The organism is uncultured Phascolarctobacterium sp. (assembly GCF_958349595.1).
Classification (GTDB): Bacteria; Bacillota; Negativicutes; order Acidaminococcales; family Acidaminococcaceae; genus Phascolarctobacterium.
This window is the reverse complement of the sequence record NZ_CATWDQ010000008.1, coordinates 34,276-58,071: the sequence shown is the minus strand read 5'-3', so window position 1 is coordinate 58,071 and position 23,796 is coordinate 34,276. Positions and strand designations below refer to the sequence as shown.

Sequence of the window (23,796 nt, the reverse complement as noted above, 5' to 3'; positions counted from 1 at the left end):
TCATGAAAAAAATCGCTTTAGTTGGAGGTTATCTCATTGATGGCACCGGTAGAGAACCAATTGTAAACTCATTAGTCTTGGTAGAAGGCAAAAAAATAACCTATGCCGGACCTGTCAAGCAAATCTCTCCTGAATATGAACAGATCGATATTAATGGCAAAACTATCATGCCAGGACTTATTGATACGCACTTGCACTTTTCCGGCAACTTGACCGATGACGATACCGAGTGGGTTTTAGAAGATCGCGTTCAAAAAACGGTAGTAGCTGTACAACAGGCCCACGAATGTTTGGAAAATGGTTTGACTACAGTCAGAGAAATCTCTTATTCAGGCCTTGCAATCCGAAATATGGTAGAAAAAGGTATTATGCAGGGACCACGTGTCGTCGGTACAGGATTAGGCTTCTGCCGTACCTGCGGTCACGGAGATTCTCATAAACTTCCTATTTGGTATAATGAACAATCTCATCCATGGGCTGAACGTGTAGACGGGCCTTGGGAACTGCGTAAAGCTGTCCGCAAAAGACTGCGTGAAAATCCTGACGCTATCAAAATATGGTCTACCGGAGGCGGCATTTGGCGCTGGGATCAAAAATTAGATCAGCATTATACCTTTGAAGAAATCAAGGCTGTCGTTGACGAATGCAATATGGTCGGTATCCCAGTCTGGTCTCACGCCGAAGGTTACGGCGGCGCCCTTGATTCTGCAAAAGCCGGCGTTCATCTGATCATTCATGGACAAACCTTAAATGATGAATGCCTTGATATCATGGCTGAAAAAGGGATTTACTTCTGCCCAACAATCCAATTCCTTAACGAATGGTTCAAAACATACGCGCCGCCATACATCCCAGAGGTACATGATCAATATTCCGGAGCAACTGTTGCAGAAAAAGAACTGAACCGTGTTTACGCCAACCTGCGTAAAGCAAAATCCAAAGGCATAGGGTTAACCATTGGCTCTGATAGCTTCTGTTCCAGCCTTACACCTTACGGGACCACTGCTATCGGCGAAATGTATTCTTTCGTAGAAAAAGCCGGCATTTCAGAAATGGATACTATCGTTGCAGCAACAAAAGTAGGTGCTGAAATGCTGAAGGTAGATAAAATAACCGGTACTTTAGAAGTCGATAAATTTGCTGATATCCTTGTCCTAGATGGCAATCCTTTAGAAAACATACGCGCTGTTGCAGTTAACAATATGAAGATTATCATGAAAGAAGGTACAATCATAAAACAATAACCTTCTGCAGCTACTTGGGTAACATTTATCATCCTCCTACATAAGTTTCTCAAGCAAACGGAAGGGAATTTCCCTTCCGTTTGCTGCTTTACATTAAAAAAGTCTGCCGCATAAGCGACAGACTTTCATAAAAAAATATTTTTTATACAGTACCATCTTCCAAAATTCCCAGCTTCCGCCGCCAGTAACGCGAATAAACAGCGCCGGCCGGATTATTGGCTAAAACCCTGTCTTTGGTAATAATGCTGGAGACAGGGGCTTTGGATTCCATGGTAAAGAGCATATCATGCCCTACGCAAAGGCCTACGATAAAGTTCAGTTCTGTGCCGCCTTCGTTCAGCAGACGGGCCTGCACTTTAGGGTTGCACATGGCTTCACGCTGACCCGGTTTGATTTTTTCCAGTTCCAGCAGATCCTTATCGACAGAACAGACCTTACAGCAGACAGATTGCACGTCCAGGCCTTCATTTTTGAAATACTGGGCACAAAAATGCGCTTCATTGGCCAGGCCGATGCAAAAAGCAATGCCGACTTTTTGAATGCCCATTTCTTTAGCGAAAAATACGCTTTCCTCCAGACGCGTCATTTTCAAATAATTACGGCTCTCGGTCGCAGACGATGCGCGCATCATTTTTTTATCTTCGTCGGTATAATACTCGTTGATTTCTTCATGAGTCAGACGAGTACAATTCTGACCGCTGGTGTAGCATTTGTGATGAGGGCAAAAAGCACAGTTCATAAGTCATTCCTCCTACCGCAGGTTGTTGTTTATCTGTAAGTATTCGCTGCCGGAACAGCAAATCCTTTTTATTGCCGCAATTAATCTTCAGCCCTGATTTTACACCGCTGGAACACTCTTTTAACTGGAAATAAATCCTATTTTATGATATTATAGTTGTTGTATTTTTATCATTAATACTTCTGTAAACTTTATTTTTATAAGCAGGTAATCATGCAGCAGAATTCTTTTGCTTATCCGGCAATGCTGGACCTAAAAAATAAAAAATGCGTCATCATCGGCGGCGGTAAAGTAGCAGTGCGTAAAGCCCTGCCCTTGATCGAAGCCGGCGCCGACCTGACGGTGATCGCACCGGCAGTAGACTCGCAGCTGGCGACCCTGGCGAAAACAGGGCTGCTGCAGGTAAAATTGCGCGCCTATGCAGCTGATGATCTCAGCGACGCTTTTGTCACCGTAGCCGCAACTGATGATTTTGCCGTCAATCGAAAGATCGCTGCCGCCGCGCCCTGTCTCTGCAACGTAGTGACAGAACCGGCACTGGGTAATTTCAGCGTGCCCTCGACCGTCAAAAACGGCGCTTTGAACTTTACCCTGTCTACCGGAGGCATGCCCGCCCTGACCCGGGTGCTGGCACAGGACCTGAAAAAATATTACGGTCCTGATTTTGCTGAATTCAACGAATTTTTACAGCAGCTCCGCAAGGAGCTGCAAACTCTTGAGATAACGCCTGAAAAGCGTACTGCTTTCTGGCGTCAGACTTTAACACAATCCGTCATCGACCTGCTTCATGCAGGACAGCTTGACCAGGCAAAGGAGAGCATCACTGATGCAGTTAATCGTTTTAGGCTTGAATCACAAAACAGCCCCCGTTGAGATCCGCGAGCGGTTCAATTTCCCGCAGGACAAAACAGTCCGTGTGCTGCGCCGGCTGATCAACAACGATAATATCAACGAGGCCGTTTTACTATCGACCTGTAACAGAACCGAACTTTATCTGGTACTGGAAGATACCACGGCAGGCGTAGCCTTTCTGCGCACATTACTGCGCCACCTGGCGGGCGAACAGTATCAGCCCGACTACTTCTATAATCTGACCGGCATCAATTGTGTCCGGCATCTGTTTAAAGTCGCTTCCAGCCTTGACTCTCTCATCATCGGCGAAGGCCAGATCCTGAGCCAGATCAAAAGTGCTTATAATCTATCCCGCAGCCGGGGCATGACTGCTACCCTGCTCAATACCGTTTTTATCCGCGCTATTACCGTAGGTAAAAGGGTACGCACAGAAACCAAGATCGCCTACAGTTCGGTATCTGTTTCTTCGGCCGCTGTCGATCTGGCTATCAACATCGTCGGCGATCTGACCAAAGCCAATATTTTAGTACTCGGCGCCGGCCGAATGAGCGAACTGACCGCCCGGCATTTGATCGACAAAGGCGCTAAAACCATTTTTGTCAGCAACCGCAATCTTGATCACGCCCAGGAACTGGCAGAAAAATTCAACGGTACAGCGATCCCGTATAATGAATTTATGCAGCAGGCCATAACCTCTGACATCATTATCACCTCTACCGGAGCACCTCATTATGTGATCACAGAGCAGGGCGTACGCGACATTATCCCCAAGCGCGGCGGTAAACCGCTTATTCTGGTAGATATTGCCGTGCCGCGCGATGTTGACCCGCTTGTAGGCGGCATCGAAGGCGTAACGCTGTATAATATCGACGACCTTGAAGGCGTTGTCGATATGAATAAAAATTTCCGTTCTTCGGAAGCCAAAGTCGCGGAAAATATCATTGAAGAAGGCATCGAAGCATTAAAAGAACGGCTGCGTTATCTGACTATGCGGCCTGTAATGGTGCAGCTGCATGAAAAAATGAACTTTCTGCGGCAGAAGGTCTTAAAACGTGCTTTTGCCAAGCTGCCCGACCTTACCGAGAAAGAACGCCGCATCATCGACATCATGACCCAGCGTCTGGAACATAAATTCCTGCGCGAACCGATGACAGCTATGAACAATGCTGCCGGTACGGCAGATGAAGAACGCTATAAAAAAATGATCTGTGAGTTATTTCTACTCAACGATTCGGGAGAGGACTATATAGGTGATGAAAACAAATTTGATTATTGGGACTAGGCAGAGCCTGCTGGCCCTGTGGCAAAGCAATCATATTGCCGGGCTTCTGCGCCGGCAATATCCGGAATGTACCGTGACTTTAAAAAAGATCATTACCAAGGGCGACCGTATCCTTGACGTACCGCTGGCCAAAATCGGCGGCAAGGGCCTTTTTACCAAAGAACTGGAAACAGCTCTTTTAGAAGGTGAGATCGATCTCGCCGTCCACAGCCTGAAGGATATGCCGACCGTGCTGCCGGAAGGCCTGTGCCTGACAGCGATCACTGAACGGGCCAACGCAGGCGACGCTTTTGTCAGCAATAAATACGCTTCTATCGAAACACTACCGCAGGGAGCAGTGCTGGGTACCTCCAGCCTGCGCCGCAAAGCCCAGCTTCTGGCTGCACGTCCCGACCTGAAGATCGTGGATCTGCGCGGCAATGTTGATACACGTCTGCGCAAGCTGGACGAAGGGCAAATGGACGCCATCATTCTCGCGGCAGCTGGTTTGACCCGCCTGGGTTATACCGACCGGATCAAAGAGATCATCCCCCACAGTTTCTGCCTGCCGGCAGTTGGACAGGGTGCTTTGGCGATCGAGTGCTGCAGCGGCAATGCAGAAGTAAGAGCTATGCTTGATTTTTTAAATGATCTGCCTACCCAACAGGCCACCGATGCTGAACGCGCCTTTTTGGGACTTATAGAGGGCGGCTGTCAGGTACCGATCGGAGTACATGCCGTTACTGCAGGTGATACTGTTTCTATTGAAGCCATCATTGCTTCGCTGGACGGCAGCACCGTTTTACGCGATAAGATCCAGGGCCGGGCGGCAGATGCTGCAGCGCTCGGCAAAGAGCTTGGCAATAAAATGTTAGATCAGGGCGGCCGGGCAATCCTCGCCGAGATCATGTAAGGAGAGAAATTAATGACAAAACAGGGAAAAGTTTACTTGATCGGCGCAGGCCCCGGAGATCCCGGTCTGCTTTCTATCAAGGCTATGGAATGTTTACAGGCTGCCGACGCCATTGTTTACGACCGTCTGGCAGATCCGAGAATTTTAGCCTATGCTAAAGACGACGCAGAAATGGTTTACGTCGGCAAAGCTTCCGCCAACCACACCATGCGTCAGCCCGACATCAACAAACTGCTGGTAAAACTGGCGGCGGAAGGCAAGACAGTCGCTCGTCTTAAGGGCGGCGATCCTTTTGTTTTTGGCCGCGGCGGTGAAGAAGCTATTGAGCTTTTAGAAGCCGGCCTGCCTTTTGAATTCGTTCCCGGCGTTACTTCTGCGATCGCAGTTGCCGAATATGCCGGTATCCCCGTTACCCACCGCCATGTAGCTACTTCCTTTGCCGTCATTACCGGCCACGAAGATCCTACTAAAGGCGAATCGACGATCAACTGGAGCGGTCTTGCTACCGCTGTCGATACCCTGGTCTTTCTGATGGGTGTCGAAAATCTTACCAATATCACTAAAAATCTCATCGCCAACGGGCGCAGTGCTGATACTCCGGCAGCAGTCATCCGCTGGGGCACCAAACCGGAACAGCGCACCCTAATCACGACCGTCGGCACTGCTGCCGCCGATGTTGCCGCCGCAGGGCTGAAACCGCCGGCCATCTTCATTGTCGGCAATGTAGTGAAGCTGCGCGAGCAGCTGCAATGGTTCGATAACAAACCGCTCTTTGGTAAAACGATCGTTGTGACCAGAGCCCGGGCGCAGGCCAGCGCTTTAACAAAGCAACTGGAAGCTGCCGGAGCGCGCGTGATCGAAGCGCCGGCAATCAAGATCGTTCCCCCGGAAGATTATACGCCGCTGGACAAGGCGATCGAAAATATCAAAACCTATAAGTGGCTGGTACTTACCAGCGCCAACGGCGTTGCTGCTTTCTTTGACCGTCTGGATAACGCCGGGCTGGATTCCCGTTCCCTGTCCGAACTCAAAATAGCGGCTATTGGCAGCGAAACTGCCAAATCTTTAAAAAACTACGGTATCACCGCCGATATAGTACCGCCCGCTTTCAAGGCCGAAGAACTGGCAGAATCTCTGGCTTCCGAGCTGTCTGTAGGCGATAAGGTCCTGCTGGCGCGCGCCCGTGTCGCCCGCGAAGTATTACCGGAGAGTCTGCGTGCCTTAGGCGCCAGCGTCGATGTGGTAACAGCTTATGAAACCATTGCCGCCCTGGAGAACAGGGAAGAACTGCTGGCTGCCCTGCAAAACGGCGAAGTCGATCTGGTGACTTTTACCAGCTCCTCGACCGTTACCAATCTTTTGGAATCGCTGGGCGAGCATAAAGAACTTATCAATAAGATCCCCGCAGCAGCTATTGGTCCTGTTACTGCCGATACCTGCCGCCAGAATAATCTTGAACCTGCCATCATCGCCGAAAAGTTTACTATCGCAGGTTTAACAGACGCTATCCAAAGCTATTATAAGGAGTGATCAGTATGGGCTTTCCTATTTACCGTCCCCGCCGTCTGCGCGCTACAGAAAATCTGCGCAGCATGATCCGCGAGACTGAACTTTCCGTTAAAGATCTCATTTATCCCTTATTCGTCGTGCCCGGCACCAGTATCAAAAATGAAATCGAATCGCTGCCCGGCAATTATCACTGGTCCTTAGACCGATTGCCGGAAGTTTTACAGGAGATCAGCGAGCTTGGTATCCCAGCCGTGATCCTCTTTGGTATCCCTTCATATAAAAATGCTGTCGGCAGCAGCGCCTGGGATGCAGATGAACCTGTACAGCAGGCCTGCCGCCTGATCAAAGAAACCTATCCGGAGCTGGTAGTAGTTACCGACGCCTGCCTGTGCGAATACACAGAGCACGGTCATTGCGGTGTTTTAGAAAACGGCTGCACGGTCAACAACGATGAAACACTGCCGCTGCTGGCTAAAATTTCCGTTTCCCACGCGCAGTCCGGCGCTGACATCGTTGCTCCTTCCAACATGATGGACGGCTATGTCAAAGTCATGCGCGAAGCGCTGGACGAAGCCGGTTTCAGCAATGTTGCCCTGATGGCCTATTCCGCCAAATATGCTTCCGCTTATTACGGACCTTTCCGTGCCGCTGCCGATTCTACTCCTTCTGCCGGCGACCGTAAAGGCTACCAGATGGACCCCGGCAACAGTGACGAAGCGCTGCGCGAGGTGGCCCTCGATATCGAAGAAGGTGCTGATATAGTTATGGTCAAGCCTGCTTTGGCTTTTATGGATATCATCAGCCGTGTGAAAGAAACCTTTAACCGCCCTTTATGCGTTTATAATGTCAGCGGCGAATACGCCATGGTCAAAGCCGCAGCAGCCAAAGGCTGGATCGACGAACAGCGGATCGTTATGGAAACCATGCTGGGCTTCAAACGCGCCGGCGCTAAAATGATCATCACCTATCATGCCCTCGACGTAGCCAGATGGCTGCAGGGCAAATAAGGAGGCCGCAGATGGATCACAGTAAATCTCAGGCAGCCTTTGCCGAAGCCAAACAATACATTCCCGGCGGCGTCAACAGCCCCGTCCGCTCTTTCCGCAGCGTCGGCGGCATTCCGCCTGTCATTGCCAAAGGCAGCGGCAGCAGACTGACTGACATCGACGGCAACGAATATATCGATTATGTACTTTCCTATGGCCCTTTGCTTTTAGGGCACGCTCATCCCCAAGTCACCACAGCCATTCAAGAGGCGGCTGCCAGAGGTTCTTCCTACGGCGCGCCGACGCTGGCGGAAACAGCGCTTGCCAAGCTGCTCTGCCAGCTTGTGCCTTCTATGGAAATGGTCCGCATGGTCAACAGCGGCACCGAAGCTACTATGAGCGCGCTGCGTTTGGCCCGCGCTTATACCGGCCGTGAGAACATCGTCAAATTTATCGGCTGCTATCATGGTCATCATGACAGCCTGCTGGTCAAAGCCGGCAGCGGCGCAGCTACCTTAGGCGTTCCCGATAGTCCCGGCGTCCCCAAAGGCGTGGCGGCCAATACCATTACCGTTCCTTTTAACGATCAGGCAGCCCTGGAAGCCGTTTTTGCGGCTCAAGGCGATACTATTGCCGCCGTTATCATGGAACCTACTCCCGGCAACATGGGACTGGTCTTACCGCAGGACGGTTATCTGGAATTCATTCGCAGCATCACTGAAAAACATGGCGCTTTGCTGATCTGTGATGAAGTCATGTCCGGCTTCCGCAGCAGCGAAAAATCTTCGCAGGGTCTCTACGGTATCGATCCAGATATCACCTGTCTGGGTAAAGTTATCGGCGGCGGGCTGCCGGTAGCTGCTTACGGCGGCAAACGTGAGATCATGGAACAGGTCGCTCCGGTCGGGCCCATGTATCAGGCCGGTACTTTAAGCGGCAATCCGCTGGCGATGGCTGCCGGTATCGCCAACCTTACTTATATGCGTGAGCATCATGTCTGCAGCCAGCTGGAAAGTATGACTGCTATCCTGGCAGGCGGGCTCGTTAAAGCGGCGGCCCAGGCCGGCGTACCCGTACAGGTGCATCGCCTCGGTTCCATGTTCACCGTTTTCTTTACAGCGGCAGAAGTTTACGACTATGACAGCGCCTGCACAAGCGATCTGGAAGCATTCCGTATCTATTTCCACAATATGCTGGAACAGGGCATTTACCTGCCCCCCTCTCAATTTGAAACTAATTTCTTATCGCTGGCACATACGCCGGAGGATATTGAAAAAACCTTACAGGCAGCTGCCAAAGCTTTTGCAGCAGTCGCCGCAGCCAGAAAATAAACTCCGTACTGAAACAAAAACCGTCATAACCATAAGGTTATGACGGTTTTTTACTGTTGATTATTTTTCTGCCTGTTTTTGGACTTCCATCGGTGCAAAAATAAACTCTGTCAGCTTGCTTTCCTTATTGAAGCCATAAATCACACGTACCATCTGCTGCTTGCTATAGCTGCCCAAATAAGTAAGACGATCAGCCTGACCTAAACGCTCATAAGCGACAAATTTCATGTCCTTCATTGTTCCCAGCGTATCCTTGACCTGTTTCTGCAGCGCTGCAAAAGCTTTTTCATCTAACTTCTGTTTCAATTCCGGGCTGAAACCAGCTGCCGCACCGGCATAACCGCTGTCATCAGGCACATTGAGCGCCGCCACGAATTTATCGACTATTTTCTGCTGTTTATTCAAATCATTACCGTCACCAGCTGCAAAACAGACAGCAGCCATTGCCATTGTTAGAGCCACAGTTACCAGCATTACTAATTTCTTCATCTACATCATCCTCTCATAGTCACAATCAGCAAATCTTACTGATATACTCTTATTATAACGTATCCATTGATACCGTCAATATTTTTCTCTTACTGCGCATTCAACCACTGCTGGATGATCACGCTTTTCTGTCCCGCAGTCCAGCTCAGATCATCAACAGCCAGCAGCAGATCACCGATCATCATTTTTCGGCCGTCGTCATGCGCGTAATCACTGACACGCCATAAAAGCGGATAACCTTTGGAGGCCAGTAAATCTTTCGACCGTTCGGACAGCAGATAGTCCATAAAAGACTGTGCCTCTGCCAAATTAGCTCCCTGCAGAACAGCGGCGCCGGTAATGCAGTTTTTATTACCGTCCTTGACCAGGGTCGCAAATAAATCACGGTTCTGCCGCTCCAACTGTAAAGCTACGGAAAGTGAAACGACAGCAACGGTTTTTCTGCCGCTGCGGACCTCTTCAATAGCCTCCCATTCACTGGCAGTATATAAGGGCAGCTGGCTGTTGAAAGAAGCCGCATATTCCATCGCCTCAGCTTCACCACGCAGCTGCCAGATAGAAGTTATCATACCATAACTGCGCCCACCATTTTTAAAATCGGCCAGTACTGTTTCTTCCCACAGCTCCGGCTTCAGCAATTCTTCCCAGGTATCAGGCGCATATAAGCCCAGTTCGCGCAGCCGCGCGCGATTGGTCAAAAAACCTATGTAGTCAACATAAAGCCCTGTCCAGCGCCATTGATTCTCACGCATCTCGGCAGGCACCTTATATGCTTCCTGCGGCCGGTAACTGCGCAGCATCTTCTGCTCTCCCGCCAGATAATATTCTTCAGGCGTACCGCCCAGCCAGACGTCAAAATTTCCTTCCCGTAAAAATTTCAACCGCTCATCAAGATTACCTACCGGTAAATACCTGACTTCAACTTTGATATTTTGCTGTTTGGCAAAATCTTCTACTAAAATATCTGTCATTGTTTCATTTAAGCTGCTGCAGATCTTGATGCTTTTCTGCGCCTCTTTCGTATCACTGCCGCAGCCGCTGCAGCAAAGTACGACCGACAGCAATGCCACCAGGATTACTTTCATAGTTCGTCCGCCTCGTCCTTCTCATGATAAATCAATTATACCATATTTAAGCATTATTTCTGCGTACTTTCCTTAAACATACCCCCTGGCACGTCTCTAACATCAACTTAACGGCCTTTTAAATTTCAGCCCGATATTGACAGCCCTTCTTTTTTCAAATATAATTTATACGTTAGCTTAAGTTAACTGTTTGTAGTTGCCCACTTCCAAACTTTTATACTTATCAACTTAAAGCTTACTCGATACTGTGCCAACAACTCTCACGCACAGTTTTTTATTTTCATCGAGTTAGTTTGAGCTAACTTTTATCAAAACCTTGAATACAATCTGCAGGATCATGTCAGCTCTCTTTCTTTTCTTAAAACAACTCCTGCTGTTTTGGGCTAATATGTTATAATTAACTATAATTTATTTTTACTGTCACTATTATATCTGCGAGGTCTGTCATATGCCGGAACGTCTACTGAAATACTATCGTCCTTACCGTAAAACATTATTTTTTGCTTTGCTCGGCTCCGTTATCACGTCCGCCCTTGACCTGTGTTTTCCGCTCTTCATGCGGTATATCCTGGGTGACGTGCTGCCCGGCGGTAATCTTCTGCTTTTAGGACAGGCTACAGCCGTCCTGCTTTTTTTGTACCTGCTCAATTTTGTTATCAGCTATCAGGTCTCCCGGCATGGGCGCCTGATGGGAGCCAAAATCGAACAGGACATGCGCGGCGATCTTTTCCGGCACGTCCAGTCGATGTCTTTTCGTTATTTTGATAACGTCCGCATCGGCCAGCTGATCTCACGCATCGTCAGCGACATTGCCGAAATTCGCGAGCTTGTTTTTCTCGGCCCCAATTATCTGCTGGTCTGCACCATTACCATGGTCGGTACGCTGGGGATACTTATTTATCTGAACTGGCCTTTGGCGCTGCTTGTCAATCTGCTGCTTTTAGGCAAAGCGTATGAGTCGCTGGCTACCAACAAAGCACTGAAACAGTCGGGACGGATCATTCGCGAACAGGTGGGCAACCTTACAGCCCAGACCAACGAAAGCCTGAACGCCATCCGCCTTGTCAAGTCCTTCAACAATGAAACCTGGGAAGAAAAACGCATGGACACAAACGGACAGGCCCTGCTGCAGGCACGCAAAACCTCTTTCGATCTTTTATCACGGCTCAACAGTAACGCTGTGCTGTTCTCCAATGTTACCAATCTTGTCATCATCGTCGTGGGCGGCGCCATGATCTCCTACGGCAAAATGCAGATCAGCGATCTGGTCGCCTTTTTACTGTATGTATCAATTTTTATCCGCCCTATCCTGCGTCTGGCGGCATTAGCTGAATCTTACCAGAAAGGTATGGCCGGCTATCAGCGTTTCTGCCAGCTGATGGATACGCCATCTGAAAACACCGACTTGCCTGGCGCCGTTGACTGCGGTACTTTAAAAGGTGCGATCTCCTTTAAGAACATCAGCTTTGGCTATGACCCCGGAAAACCAGTCATCCAAAATTTTGATCTGGATATCGCTGCCGGTGAAGTTATCGCTTTTGTAGGCACTACGGGAGTCGGCAAAAGTACGCTCTGTAATCTGCTGCCGCGCTTTTATGAGCTGCAGCAGGGTTTAATCACGATCGACGGACTGGACATTCGCAGTATGACGCTCAAATCACTGCGGCGCAACATCGGTATCGTTCAGCAGGATATTTTCCTTTTCTCCGACTCTGTACGCGAAAACATCGCTTACGGCAAACCTCAGGCCAGTATGGAAGAAATCATCACCGCAGCCAGATTAGCTGAAGCTGATACCTTCATCAATCAGCTTCCCGAAGGTTATGACAGCCAGCTGGGCGAACGCGGCGTCAAGCTGTCAGGCGGGCAGAAGCAGCGTATCGCTATCGCCCGTGTTTTTCTCAAAAATCCCCCTATTTTGATTTTAGACGAAGCAACTTCTTCTCTGGATAACGAAACAGAAAACCTGATCCAGGGATCACTGATGCAGCTGTCACGCAACCGGACCACGCTGATCGTCGCCCATCGTCTGGCTACGATCCGTCATGCCGACCGCATCGTCGTCCTCACGCCTGACGGTATCGGCGAACAGGGTTCTCACGATGAGCTGATGGCCATGCAGGGAGAATATTACCGGCTGTACATGGCGCAATTCACTAAAAACCAGTTAAATTAAAAATACGTAAAGCCCTCAGACGCAAGGCATCTGAGGGCTTTTTCTTTCCCATAAACAGCTTCGTGATTATTCGCGGTCAAAAATCATTACTTTTTCAAAATCCAGATATACTTTTTCGCCGTCGGTAAATTCCTTTAAATCTGCGCCCTTGACGATAACGCGTACATCATGATCGCCCACGGTAACGCGATAGTCAACAGCATCGCCCAGATAGAAGCGGTGCGTCAGGGTTCCTTCCAGCATACCGCCGCAGCGGCTCATTGTAATATTCTCAGGCCGTACGGCGATCGTGGCACTGCCGGAAACACCCGAGGTATTGGGGAAGGAAGCCGTAGTGCCCTGCAGGTATACCCTGTCATCAGATACTTCGCCCTGCATGAAGTTGACCAGACCAATGAAGTCGGCAACCATTTTATTGGCAGGATTGGTATAAATTTCATGCGGTGCGCCGATCTGCTGTACAACACCCTTACTCATAACGACGACGCGGTCGCTCATAGCCATTGCTTCGCCCTGATCATGGGTTACATAAACAACGGTAATGCCAAGTGCTTTCTGGATCGACAGGATCTCAAATCGCATACTTTCACGCAGTTTGGCGTCCAGATTGGATAAAGGTTCGTCGAGCAGCAATAACCCTGGCTGCGCAACCAAAGCGCGAGCCAAAGCAACACGCTGCTGCTGACCACCGGACAGCTGATGCGGGTAACGGTGCCCGTATTCGCCCAAGTGCACAAGCTCCAGCATCTCATTTACTCTTTTTAAACGCTCCTCTTTGGGAACTTTCTGGATTTTCAGCGGATAGGCTACATTATCGACGACCGTCATGTGCGGCCACACTGCATAAGACTGGAAAACCATGCCGATGTCGCGGTTTTCCGGCGGAACAAATCTATTCTGCGCCGAAGAACTGACACAATGGTCACCAATATAGATCTCGCCTTCAGTAGCTTTTTCAAAGCCTGCGATCATTCTCAGGGAGGTAGTTTTACCGCAGCCGGAAGGGCCGAGGATCGAAACGAATTCGCCGTCTTCGACCGTCAGGTTAAAATCGTTAACAGCCGTTACCGGGCCGAAACGTTTAAATACATGTTCAATACGTACTTGTGCCAATTTATTCCACTCCTTCTTTAAATTCCAACATTGCCTTTGGTCAGTTTGTTGAGGATCAGGTTACCGGCCAAAACGATAGTCAAAATGATTACTGACAAGACAGAAGCATTTTGTGTATCTGCATAAGTTTGCAGCTCGTACAGCAAAACACCGATGGTTTTAGTTTCTGCGCCGTACAAAAGGAGTGACATCGTCAGCTCGTAGAAGGACGGCATAAAGATCAGGAACCAACCGGCGATGATGGACGGAGCGATCAACGGCATAATAATATCTTTACAGGTTCTGATCCAGCTGGCCCCGGAATTGAGCGCTGCTTCTTCCAGAGAAACATGCACCTGACTCAGGGAAGCCGCGATCGTGCGCACAGACATGGTCATATATTTGACCAGATAGCTGACGACCAGAATCCACATCGACGAATACAGATTGAGACCGAAATTACCGGAGAAGGTAATAACAAGAGCCAGAGCAATAACGATACTCGGGGTAGAACCGCCGATAACGGTCAGCAGATCCGGGAAGCTGCGGCCTTTGACTTTTGTTTTAACTGCCAGATAAGCAATAAATACAGAAAGTATGGTACCGATAGTAGCGGCAATAACGCCATACACCACCGAATTCCAGATACTCTCCATATACTGGCTGCTGGTAATAACCGGTTCCCAGGCATCAAAGCCGATATTCGACCAGGTAACGCCGCGCGACATACTCTTTAAAAGCGAAGTCAGCAAAATAGAACCTAACGGTAAAATTACCGCGATGAACGCATATAAGCCTACACCGCAGAAAGCAGGCCATTTCCATTTGCCCAGCTCTACGATATTCGGACGTGTGCTCTTACCGCTGATGGTCGTATAATCCTTGCGGCCCAGCATCCAGGTCATAAAGAACAGTAAGAAGTTAGCCAGGAACATCAACGATGCGGCTAAAGCCGTAGCGTCACGGATACCCTCGTCGTTGCCCATATAAATATAGGTTACAATACGTGTCGTCATAACCTCGATATTACCAGGCATACCGACGATAGCGGGAATACCGAAGCAGGAGCCGGCAGCAATAAAGACCAGCAGGCCGCCAGCCAGAATACTCGGCGCCATCAAAGGCAGCGTCACATCGATCAGGGTCCGCAGCGGCGAAGCACCGGAAACACGGGCCGCTTCTTCCAGCGTCGGGTCCATTTTTTCCATTGCCCGGGAAATGGTAATAAAAGCAAAAGGCGAATAAAACAGGGTCAGCACCCAGGCCAGGCCGCCCATAGTATAAATATCAAATGGAGATTGCTGCAGCTGCAGAATCCACTTAAAAATCGAATTCAAATACCCGACGCTGGGATTTAAAAGCTGTACCCAGGCGATCGCGCCCACATAAGGAGGGATCATATAACTGGCAACCAGTAAGGTCCGGTATGTTTTCTTACCGGGCATATCGGTACGGCCAACGAGCCAGGCCAGTGGGAAAGTAATAATAACACTGGCTACCATAACTAAAAGCGACAGCTGCACAGTATTGGACAATGCACGCCAGTTAACATCCTGACTGTAAACATCGGCATAATTACCAAAATTAATGGCTCCATCAACCATAACACTGTCATAAAGCAGTATACCCATCGGGAAAACTACAAAATATAATAATAAAATAACGGAAATAGCAATAACTGCAAATTTACTGTTAAATCTAGGTAAAGACCCCACTATGGCTCCTTTCCCCGGTGTTCAACCCGGTGAAAAATCATTTACAGGTTTTTCCTGCAAAGAAATTGGAAAACAGGGATCGTCAAAAACGACCCCTGATCCCTTAAAAATTGTTACCCAAGAAATTTTAATAAGAACTATTCCATAACTCTTACGCGGAAAGCCTCTTTGATCTGAGCATTTTCTTTAGCAAGTTTTTCCCAGTTTACTTTAATAGCTTTATCCGAGAAAGTTTTCAGAGCAGGAGCACCTTTAGGCGGTTCTACGTCGCCGCGTACGGAATGCATCCAGCCTTGAACGACTGCCTGCTGACCGTCTTTGGACAGCCACCAGTCAACGAGAGCTTTAGCGCCTTCAGGATTTTTGGTTGCTTTGAAAATAGCAATCGGAGACGGAATGATGATAACGCCGTCTTCAGGATAGGAAACTTTCAAAGGCTCATTTTTAGTATTAGCCAGTTTGAGGATATTTTCTTCCAGAATCATTGCTGCAGCATATTCGCCGGTCAGCAGTTTGTTTTGGATAGCAGAATTGCCTTCTTCAACGCGGATATCGTTAGCTTTTAACTGGTCAAAATATTCCCAGCCATATTTGTCAGCCAAAGCGCCAACCGCTACATAAGCAGTACCGGAAAGCATCGGGTTCGGCATGGCGATTTTGCCTTTCCATTTCGGATCGGTCAGATCTTTCCAGGATTTCGGAGCATCTTCAGGTTTCAGTTTATCAGAGTTATAAGCAATGATCATGTTGCAGACACGAACAGAAGACCAGGCACCGTTTTTGTCTTTATCGGTGATGACATCTTTCAGATTCGGGGAAACATAATCCAGCAGCAGGCCCTGATCCTGCAGATTGAGATAGTAGGAAGGATCAGCAACCATCAAAACGTCGGTGCCGATCTTGTTAGCTTTGATCTCGCCGGTGATTTTGGTGATTACTTTTTCAGTACCACCCTGGAACCAGGTAACTTTCATATCAGGGAATGCTTTAGCTACATTCGGTTTACACATTTTATCGATGATATCAGGATAAATAGAGGTATAAACCATAACGTCGCCTTTAGGACCACCTTTAGAATCTGCAGCTTTCTTATCACCGCTGCCGCCACAGCCGGCAACTGCTACGGATAATGCCAGAACTGCTGCTGCAGTGCACAACCATTTTGCGTTTTTCATCAAACATCCACTCCTTTGTGTTGTCGTACTACCCTTAAAGTTCGCCCGGCTTTGTAAAATTCCTGCTTACATTAGAAAAAAAGTTTTACAAAAAATTAAAATTTATGTCACATTTACGCCTTATTTAAAAAACATTCCATTGTCAATCGACAATACGACACTTTTGACCCTACGGGATTTTTAGCGTCCCGCTATATAGCGTCACCAGAAAATTCAATTCCCAGGCCGGCACATAGGGATGCTTGCGCAGATAAACCTTATATTCAGGTACTAACCGCCATAAAAACAACGGCAATAAAAACATATCAACATCATGATGATAAGCAGCAATAAATAATTTAGGCCGATTGAGCCGTATCTGCTCGCTGCCGCCTACCAGAGCCTCCAGCTCGGCGCCTTCCACATCCATTTTAATATAAGTAGCGCGCTCGCCTTGCAGCAGCGTATCGATATCGGCCGCCTGCACGGTCCGCCGCTGACCTGCCAGTAATGTCGACTGACGTCCGCCGCTGTCGGAAAAAGCTAATTCGGTACACTCTTTCCAAATGGCCCTTTCAAAAATTTTAATATTTGTCAGACCGCTGGCTTCTACATAAGCCGCCAGCTTTTTATAATTGCGTCTGTCCGGCTCTGCCGCAAAAATCTTATTATATTTACTATCCGTCAGCTGTAAAAATTCTCTGATCGTATCGCCATTATAAGCGCCTAAGTCGGCATACGTTTCTGTCTCGCTCCAGCTGAAGATATTCTGCAGGTCTTCCAACCGCTCCGTATCACTTTGCCATAAATAATGCAGCTTCCCGCTCAGCTTATAATTCAGCGCCGCCGCAAAAACCTTACGGGACCAGTCGTCAGCCAATTTGTCATATACCTGCTGCAATTCCTGCCGGTGCCGCTGCAGCCAGTCAAACGAAACTGTTTCATCTCCGGGAAACAGCGGCAAATGCGGTGCTACGGTCTCATGCAGCAGACTCAGCTCTTGAAAGCGTTGTAAAACCGCGGGCGACTCTGAGGCAAAGGCAATCACGAGCAAAAAATCCCCCAGACGTTCCTTGACAGCGTCATAAGTCTCGACCCTGTAACCACGAAAGACCTGCCCACGAACAAACTCGTCACTGGCAAAAACACCGGCAACCTCTACTTTATGGCTGTCACACCAGTCAATGATCTGATCGGCGCCATTGCCCATACCATATAAAACGACTGGTTTGTCCGTCAGCTGCAAAGTCTGCCAGACATCCTGCCTGGCTTCAATAAAATCCAACATTTTTGATGCTCCCTTCTTCATAACTTTATTGTACACGAAACTTTATCTGCAGTCATACTTTTCTTAGGTTAACTTTTTCTTGCATCAAGGTTGACATACGGGTCCTGAGTTTTATATACTATTATCGTAAACTAAAATATATTCTATGGTTAACCATAACTAAGGTGATCTACATGTCTACTTTTAAAATCCGCGCAATCAGCGAAATTGCTTTATTGGCAGCCTTTATCGCCGTCAGCGGTGCTTTTAAACTGCCCAGCTTCATTCCAGGCAGTGAATTTCAGCTTTCTGCACCGCTGGCCGTCGCCATCTGCGGTGTTTTTGGCATCAAAAAATACCTGCTGGCCGGTCTGCTGGCCTCTGCCGGCGGTTTACTTTTAGGTACCCAAACTATTTTCAATGTCCTTATCGCAATGCTTTTCAGGATAGTCGTTGCCTTATTATATGCAGTTTTAGGTAAAAGCAAAGTCTTTTACCTGTTATCAGGACCGCTGGCATCTGCCGCAGCACGCCTTGCGCTCAGTCTTGTTATCGGCAAAGCAGTTTATCCCCTGCTGGCGGCGGCCCTGCCTGGAATGATTTTTACAGCTTTAACGGCAGGATTATTTGCTTCTGTTTTTGAGAAAACACTGCTCCTGACTAAACGCGCTTATGAACGCTACTAAACAGTGTTTTTTATTGTACCTGAAGCATAAAGCTTCAGGTCTTTTTATCTTCCCTGTAGCTATACTTGCCCACAGCTTTTTATAATGTTAAAATAGTATTGATAATATTTGCCGGAATATTCTTACTGCTCACTGATATTTTCCGGACATATTTATATTACATTATCAATAAACGGCCTTTGGGCCTGCGGAGGACTTGTTATGATTTTACAGGAATCTGGAGAAAACTATTTGGAAACCATCCTGATGCTGCAGCAAAAAAACGGCAGTGTACGCTCTATCGATATCGCAACGTACATGAATTTTACCAAAGCCAGCGTCAGCCGGGCCATGAGTATTTTAAAACGTGAAAACTATATTCTGATGGAAGCCGACGGTAATATCGTGCTGACGGAAACAGGCCTGGCCAAAGCCAATGCTGTTTTGGAAAGACACCGTTTATTGACACGTTTCTTATGTGAAAATCTGGGCGTTCCTGCCACAATAGCAGAAAAAGACGCCTGCCGCATCGAGCATGTTATCAGCCCGGAAACCTTTGCGGGCATCAAAAAACTGATCAAAAACTCTTAACTTTAAAGGAGCTGTTTGATAATGATGAAAAAACTATTTGTTTTACTTACTGTAGCCATTGCCATGCTGGCACTGCCGCTGGCAGCCCATGCCGACAAAACGAAATGGGCCAATCCCAATTATGATTTTAATAAACTTCACCGTATCAATCTGGTCTCTGTAAGTGTAGTGGACCCAGTCGGCAGCAATTTTACTGTTGACGATATGGCAACCGAAAAAATAATCAGTGCTTTGCAAAAGGCTTTTATAAAAAAAGATTATACTTTTGACACAAGTATCGAATCAAATCTTTCTATCACCAAAGAAGATGCTTCGCAATTGACTAAAGATGCTTTAAGCGGAACTTACACGGATATATCTACCAAAATAGCACCTGCTGTAACCGCTGATTTGAAAATAATCGCCCACAAATTTGGTTATAACAAACGAATCATCCCTGCACATGAAGAACCCCGTACCAGATATTACAAAGAAAAAGTAAAAGACAATAAAGGCAACTGGATTGAAAGGGATGCCCAGCGAACTGTTTACGAATACGTCCCGGCACGTACAGTTTATGATGCCTACGTCGATGTGGCTTTCCACCTGTTCGATCCTGCAACCGGAAAAATAATCTTCAGCCTCCGCGATTCACGCAGCCGGGTCGAAGATAGTGATACTACCAATATGTGGCAGCGTGTTGCCAATGCTTTCGTTCAGGATCTGGATAAAGCCGCCAAAAATTAACTTAATAACGACCTGCCCTCCTTTGCTTATTAAAGGAGGGTATTATTTTTTTGTATAAGAATGTATTAATGACATTTTTGCTATTTTACTTGACACTCTATTTAAAAATGTTATAATTTAGTGTATCAAACTGAATACGGTAATGCAGGTTCCGTAAGGAATAACAGAGAAGTCCGGTTCAATGCCGGCGCGGTCCCGCCGCTGTAAGATGGAGCAAAGCCTATAAAACCACTGGAAAATTCTGGGAAGGAAGGCCAAGCGATGAAATCAAGCCAGAAGAACTACCTGCATCGCGATCTTAGTGACCTGCGAAGGACGGGGAAAGATCATGGTTCTAACCTGACCATGTTTTTATTACCATCCTGATTTTTACGGATGGTTTTTTTATTACCTATTCAGAAAATAATCAGAGGAAAGAGGAATCATTTATGAAAAAACTGCTTTCAATGTTAGTTATGGCTTCAATGATGGTTTTTGCATTAGGAACTATGGGAGCTTCTGCTGCTAAAGCACCGCAGAACGACAAAGCCGTAGTAGTAGTCAGCTTCGGCTCTACCTTCGACGATACCCGTACCAAAGATATCGGCGGTATCGAAGAAGCTGTTGCCAAAGCTTTTCCGAACCGTGATTTTAAACGCGCTTTTACTTCCTACATCATTATGGAACGTTTGGAAAAAAATAAAGGCATCAAAGTCAATGACCTGCCTACGACCTTAAAAGAACTGAAAAAAGCCGGCTATAAAGATATCCTCGTACAGCCGACCCATCTGCTGCACGGTGAAGAATATGAACACAAAGTCCTGACTACTGTCGATAAATTCAAAGGCGACTTTGACCGCATCGTTGTCAGCGATCCTCTGATGGTCGGTAAAAACGACTTTGCTATCGCCGCTTCCGCTGTTGCTACCCAATTCCCGACCCTGGGCAAAGGCGAAGGCGTTGTGCTGATGGGCCACGGTTCTCCCCGTGACAACAACCAGTCCTTTGGCAACACCTACAAAATGCTGCAGGAAACCTTTGATAAAATGGGTCTGCCCGTAGTAGTAGGCACTGTTGAAGAAGTAGATACCCCTAATGTTGACGAAGTGCTGGAACAGATCAAAGCACGCGGCTACAAAACCGTGCATATGTTCCCGCTGATGATCGTTGCCGGCGACCATGCCAACAACGACATGTATGGTGACGAAGAAGATTCCTGGAAATCCCTGATCGAAAAAATGGGTGTCAAAACCATAGGTCACCTGCAGGGTATCGGCCGCAACGCCGCAGTACAGGCAATTTACGTACAGCATGCAGTTGCTGCTGAAGCAGGCGTGCAAAGATAAAAGATTACTGTCAGTACCAAGGACGTTCTTCCACGGAAGAACGTCCTTTTATGTTCTGGAAATAAATACAAAAATATTACAACGTCTTTATTTAGACAAAATTTTCTGTAATTTTGTCAGCTATCGTTGCTGCTGTGCTTGCCTTACGCAATATGTAAATGCTATACTTTAGTCAATGAAAGACATTTATATGAAGAAAGGGTGTTGCACCAATGGGTTTAGTTATCTCTGCTCTCGTTACTTTTTGGGTCGGCTTTCTGATCTACAAAAAGTACAAACCACAACCGGTCTTATTCTTAGGCGGTATGATTTTAATGTACATCGCCGCCGTTTTCGGCTATGGTACTATTTTACCTGCCAAAGCCGCTACAGGCTCTACTTTCTTTGACGCTTTTGAATTTATCCGTGCTACCATGAGCTCCAATGCCGGCAAGCTGGGCATGAACATTATGGCGGTCGGCGCTTTTGCCCGTTATATGGACAAGATCGGCGCTTCCCGTTCTCTGGTTCGTCTCACCATCCGTCCGCTGCTGGCGCTCAAATCGCCTTACATCGTTTTATCCGGCACCTGGATCGTCGGCATGCTTATCGGCCTGTGCATCAACAGCGCTTCCGGTCTGGCCATGCTTTTGATGGTCACCATGTTCCCGATCCTGATCGGTCTTGGCGTCAGCCGTCTGTCTGCTACGGCAGCCGTTGCTACGACGCTGTGCTTTGACTGGAGCCCCAGTGATACCGGTACGATCCTGTCTGCTGAAACCGCAGGCCTGAACCCGGTAGTTTACTGGACTGACTATCAGGTCCCCATCGTTTTGGTGGCTTTTGTAGTTGTCGGCACCCTGCACTATTTCACGCAAAAATATATGGATAAACGCGACGGACATATCGTCCAGCCGATGGAAGTTGAAAAACCTGCCGAAGATGATCCGGCTAACAGCGCTCCGCTGTGGTATGCAGTCCTGCCTGTTATCCCGCTGGCTTTGATCCTTTCCTTCAGCCCGCTGTGGATCACCTCCATCAAAATGAACATCGTTATGGCTATGTTCATCGGTCTTTTTATCGGCGCCTGCTGCGAATATATGCGCTGGCATGACGGCAAAAAAGTCATGGGCGATATCCAGACCTTCTTCGACGGCTTAGGTATGCAGATGGCTAACGTCATCACTTTGATCGTTGCCGGTCAGACTTTTGCTCAGGGCCTGTTGTCCATGGGCACTATCAACTCTCTGATCTCCGGCAGCCAGGGCTTCGGCTTCGGCCCGATGTCGATGATGCTCGTTATGGTCGCTATCATCGCCTTCTCCGCCGTTGTTATGGGCAGCGGCAACGCACCGTTCTTTGCCTTTGCGGCACTGACTCCGGCTGTTGCAGCGCAAACCGGTATCCATCCGGTACTGATGCTGCTGCCGATGCACTTTGCAGCATCTATCGCCCGTAACTGGTCACCGATCACCGCAGTTATCGTCGTTTCCTCCGGCATGGGCGGCGTTTCTCCGTTCGATCTGGTCAAACGTACTGCTATCCCGATGGCCGGGGCTATGCTCGTCAACATCGGTATGACCTTCTTCTATTATTACAGAGGTTAATAAAAACTTATAGCAACAGACAGAATAGCTGCCTGCGGGCGGCTATTCTTATTTTAGAAAGGATGTGTAAACCATGTTCATCTGCGACTGTCACTGCGACACCCTGACCGAGCTGTACAAAAAAGGAACTTCCCTGTACGACAACGACCAGCATTTTGACATCAAACGTCAGATCGAGCTGGGCGGCGGCCTGCAATTCTGCGCCATCTTCGTACCGACCCACGAATTCCGTTATTACGGCGGCCTGCGCTATACCATGTGCCTGCTGGATAAATACCAGCAGGAGCTTAAAGCACTGCAGGCCAACGGCATCGACGTACTGCCCGTACTGACGAAAGCCGATGCTGCCGATGTGCTCAATCACAAGGCGGCTACCCTGCTGGCGATCGAAGAAGGCGGCGCCATCGACGGCAGCCTGGAAGCGCTGCGGGTGCTGTATGAACTGGGACTGCGCGCCATGACGCTGACCTGGAGCAACCGCAACGATATTGCCGACGGCGTCAACGAAGAATGCAGCGGCGGCGGCCTGACCACCTTTGGCCGTAAGGTCGTTGCCGAAATGAACCGTCTGGGGATGCTGGTCGACGTTTCCCACATCGCTACGGCCGGCTTCTGGGACGTGATCGAAACTTCTACCAAACCGATCATCGCCACCCACTCCAACGCCAAAGCCCTGTGCAGCCATCCGCGCAACCTCAATGACGACCAGATCAAAGCCATCAACGCTAATGACGGCCTGATCGGTATCACCTTCGCCGGGCAGTTTCTGGAAGAAGATTACAACAACGCCTGCATCGACAGCGTTTACCGCCATATCGACTATATGCTGAACCTTTTGGGCAACGATGACCATATCGGCTTCGGCAGCGACTTTGACGGCATCAGCCATCCGCCGTATAACATCCACGGCGTGCAGGATTACAAACCGCTGGTAGAATACCTGCAAAGCAAAAATTACAGCGAAAGCACTATCGAGAAGATCACCCACAAAAACGTACTGAATCTGCTGGGTAAAGTGCTGTAAATGGAAAAAGCAAAGGTCCTGACAGTTAAACTGTCAGGACCTTTTATATTGCAGCTGCTTTTACAG

At 48.2% G+C, this 23,796-nt stretch carries 21 protein-coding genes and 1 riboswitch; of the genes, 14 read left to right on the top strand and 7 right to left on the bottom strand.

All coding sequences use genetic code 11. The features are described 5' to 3' along the window. Positions 1-2 precede the first annotated feature (2 nt). The gene (locus tag Q4G98_RS07500; RefSeq protein WP_301961915.1) at positions 3-1,244 is read left to right on the top strand and encodes an amidohydrolase family protein; all 1,242 of its coding nucleotides are present in this window, start codon (positions 3-5) and stop codon (positions 1,242-1,244) included. A gap of 142 nt (positions 1,245-1,386) precedes the next feature. Here the strand turns inward: Q4G98_RS07500 and Q4G98_RS07495 are convergent, their stop codons facing one another. Continuing rightward, positions 1,387-1,983 (bottom strand): DUF1847 domain-containing protein, encoded by a 597-nt coding sequence (locus Q4G98_RS07495; protein ID WP_177561147.1) that lies wholly within the window; start codon positions 1,981-1,983, stop codon positions 1,387-1,389. Between the two features lie 213 nt (positions 1,984-2,196). Here Q4G98_RS07495 and Q4G98_RS07490 point away from each other — a divergent pair, with 213 nt between their 5' ends. From Q4G98_RS07490 to hemL, 6 genes are read left to right on the top strand one after another with little or no spacing between them, the layout of a single operon-like run. After that, on the top strand, positions 2,197-2,856 hold the full coding sequence (locus tag Q4G98_RS07490) for a bifunctional precorrin-2 dehydrogenase/sirohydrochlorin ferrochelatase (RefSeq protein ID WP_298563865.1): 660 nt from the start codon (positions 2,197-2,199) through the stop codon (positions 2,854-2,856). Next, a complete protein-coding gene (gene hemA / locus Q4G98_RS07485; protein ID WP_298563863.1) occupies positions 2,810-4,117 on the top strand; it encodes a glutamyl-tRNA reductase in 1,308 nt (435 codons plus the stop codon). The genes Q4G98_RS07490 and hemA overlap by 47 nt, the downstream gene beginning before the upstream one ends. Then, positions 4,089-5,009 carry a hydroxymethylbilane synthase gene (gene hemC, locus Q4G98_RS07480; protein ID WP_293718405.1) on the top strand — a complete coding sequence of 307 codons (921 nt, stop codon included), beginning with the start codon at positions 4,089-4,091 and terminating at the stop codon, positions 5,007-5,009. The genes hemA and hemC overlap by 29 nt, the downstream gene beginning before the upstream one ends. Before the next feature lie 12 nt (positions 5,010-5,021). Further along, positions 5,022-6,539: a uroporphyrinogen-III C-methyltransferase gene (gene cobA / locus Q4G98_RS07475; protein ID WP_298563860.1), complete on the top strand. Its 1,518-nt coding sequence runs from the start codon at positions 5,022-5,024 to the stop codon at positions 6,537-6,539. A 5-nt stretch (positions 6,540-6,544) separates the two neighbouring features. After that, positions 6,545-7,525 (top strand): porphobilinogen synthase, encoded by a 981-nt coding sequence (hemB, locus tag Q4G98_RS07470; RefSeq protein WP_298563857.1) that lies wholly within the window; start codon positions 6,545-6,547, stop codon positions 7,523-7,525. Positions 7,526-7,536: 11 nt separating this feature from the next. Further along, a complete protein-coding gene (gene hemL, locus Q4G98_RS07465) occupies positions 7,537-8,835 on the top strand; it encodes a glutamate-1-semialdehyde 2,1-aminomutase (RefSeq protein WP_298563855.1) in 1,299 nt (432 codons plus the stop codon). A gap of 60 nt (positions 8,836-8,895) precedes the next feature. Here the strand turns inward: hemL and Q4G98_RS07460 are convergent, their stop codons facing one another. Further along, positions 8,896-9,324 carry a DUF3887 domain-containing protein gene (locus Q4G98_RS07460; protein ID WP_298563852.1) on the bottom strand — a complete coding sequence of 143 codons (429 nt, stop codon included), beginning with the start codon at positions 9,322-9,324 and terminating at the stop codon, positions 8,896-8,898. A gap of 89 nt (positions 9,325-9,413) precedes the next feature. Next, positions 9,414-10,409 (bottom strand): extracellular solute-binding protein, encoded by a 996-nt coding sequence (locus Q4G98_RS07455; protein ID WP_293663327.1) that lies wholly within the window; start codon positions 10,407-10,409, stop codon positions 9,414-9,416. 448 nt (positions 10,410-10,857) lie between these two features. Between Q4G98_RS07455 and Q4G98_RS07450 the strand changes: the two genes are divergently transcribed. Beyond that, the gene (locus Q4G98_RS07450; protein ID WP_298563849.1) at positions 10,858-12,585 is read left to right on the top strand and encodes an ABC transporter ATP-binding protein; all 1,728 of its coding nucleotides are present in this window, start codon (positions 10,858-10,860) and stop codon (positions 12,583-12,585) included. 66 nt (positions 12,586-12,651) lie between these two features. Here Q4G98_RS07450 and Q4G98_RS07445 read toward each other — a convergent pair whose 3' ends face one another. From Q4G98_RS07445 to Q4G98_RS07430, 4 genes are all read right to left on the bottom strand, one after another. Beyond that, positions 12,652-13,698, bottom strand: a complete 1,047-nt coding sequence (locus Q4G98_RS07445; protein ID WP_298563846.1) for an ABC transporter ATP-binding protein — start codon at positions 13,696-13,698, stop codon at positions 12,652-12,654. 17 nt (positions 13,699-13,715) lie between these two features. Then, positions 13,716-15,392: an iron ABC transporter permease gene (locus Q4G98_RS07440; RefSeq protein ID WP_293545457.1), complete on the bottom strand. Its 1,677-nt coding sequence runs from the start codon at positions 15,390-15,392 to the stop codon at positions 13,716-13,718. A 137-nt stretch (positions 15,393-15,529) separates the two neighbouring features. After that, positions 15,530-16,567, bottom strand: a complete 1,038-nt coding sequence (locus Q4G98_RS07435; protein ID WP_293663330.1) for an ABC transporter substrate-binding protein — start codon at positions 16,565-16,567, stop codon at positions 15,530-15,532. A 169-nt stretch (positions 16,568-16,736) separates the two neighbouring features. Beyond that, positions 16,737-17,834 carry an FkbM family methyltransferase gene (locus Q4G98_RS07430; protein ID WP_298563842.1) on the bottom strand — a complete coding sequence of 366 codons (1,098 nt, stop codon included), beginning with the start codon at positions 17,832-17,834 and terminating at the stop codon, positions 16,737-16,739. 173 nt (positions 17,835-18,007) lie between these two features. Here Q4G98_RS07430 and Q4G98_RS07425 point away from each other — a divergent pair, with 173 nt between their 5' ends. From Q4G98_RS07425 to Q4G98_RS07400, 6 genes are all read left to right on the top strand, one after another. Beyond that, positions 18,008-18,499: a hypothetical protein gene (locus tag Q4G98_RS07425; protein ID WP_298563839.1), complete on the top strand. Its 492-nt coding sequence runs from the start codon at positions 18,008-18,010 to the stop codon at positions 18,497-18,499. Between the two features lie 201 nt (positions 18,500-18,700). Continuing rightward, positions 18,701-19,069: a metal-dependent transcriptional regulator gene (locus Q4G98_RS07420; RefSeq protein WP_293663332.1), complete on the top strand. Its 369-nt coding sequence runs from the start codon at positions 18,701-18,703 to the stop codon at positions 19,067-19,069. 21 nt (positions 19,070-19,090) lie between these two features. Further along, positions 19,091-19,795 (top strand): hypothetical protein, encoded by a 705-nt coding sequence (locus tag Q4G98_RS07415; RefSeq protein WP_298563835.1) that lies wholly within the window; start codon positions 19,091-19,093, stop codon positions 19,793-19,795. A gap of 129 nt (positions 19,796-19,924) precedes the next feature. Beyond that, positions 19,925-20,099: riboswitch (cobalamin riboswitch) on the top strand. A 124-nt stretch (positions 20,100-20,223) separates the two neighbouring features. Further along, complete coding sequence (locus tag Q4G98_RS07410) at positions 20,224-21,120, top strand: sirohydrochlorin cobaltochelatase (RefSeq protein ID WP_177561162.1); 897 nt, start codon at positions 20,224-20,226, stop codon at positions 21,118-21,120. A 212-nt stretch (positions 21,121-21,332) separates the two neighbouring features. Then, positions 21,333-22,706, top strand: coding sequence for a C4-dicarboxylate transporter DcuC (gene dcuC / locus Q4G98_RS07405; RefSeq protein ID WP_298563832.1), 1,374 nt, complete (start codon positions 21,333-21,335; stop codon positions 22,704-22,706). A gap of 73 nt (positions 22,707-22,779) precedes the next feature. Further along, positions 22,780-23,730, top strand: coding sequence for a dipeptidase (locus Q4G98_RS07400; protein ID WP_298563829.1), 951 nt, complete (start codon positions 22,780-22,782; stop codon positions 23,728-23,730). Positions 23,731-23,796: the final 66 nt, after the last annotated feature.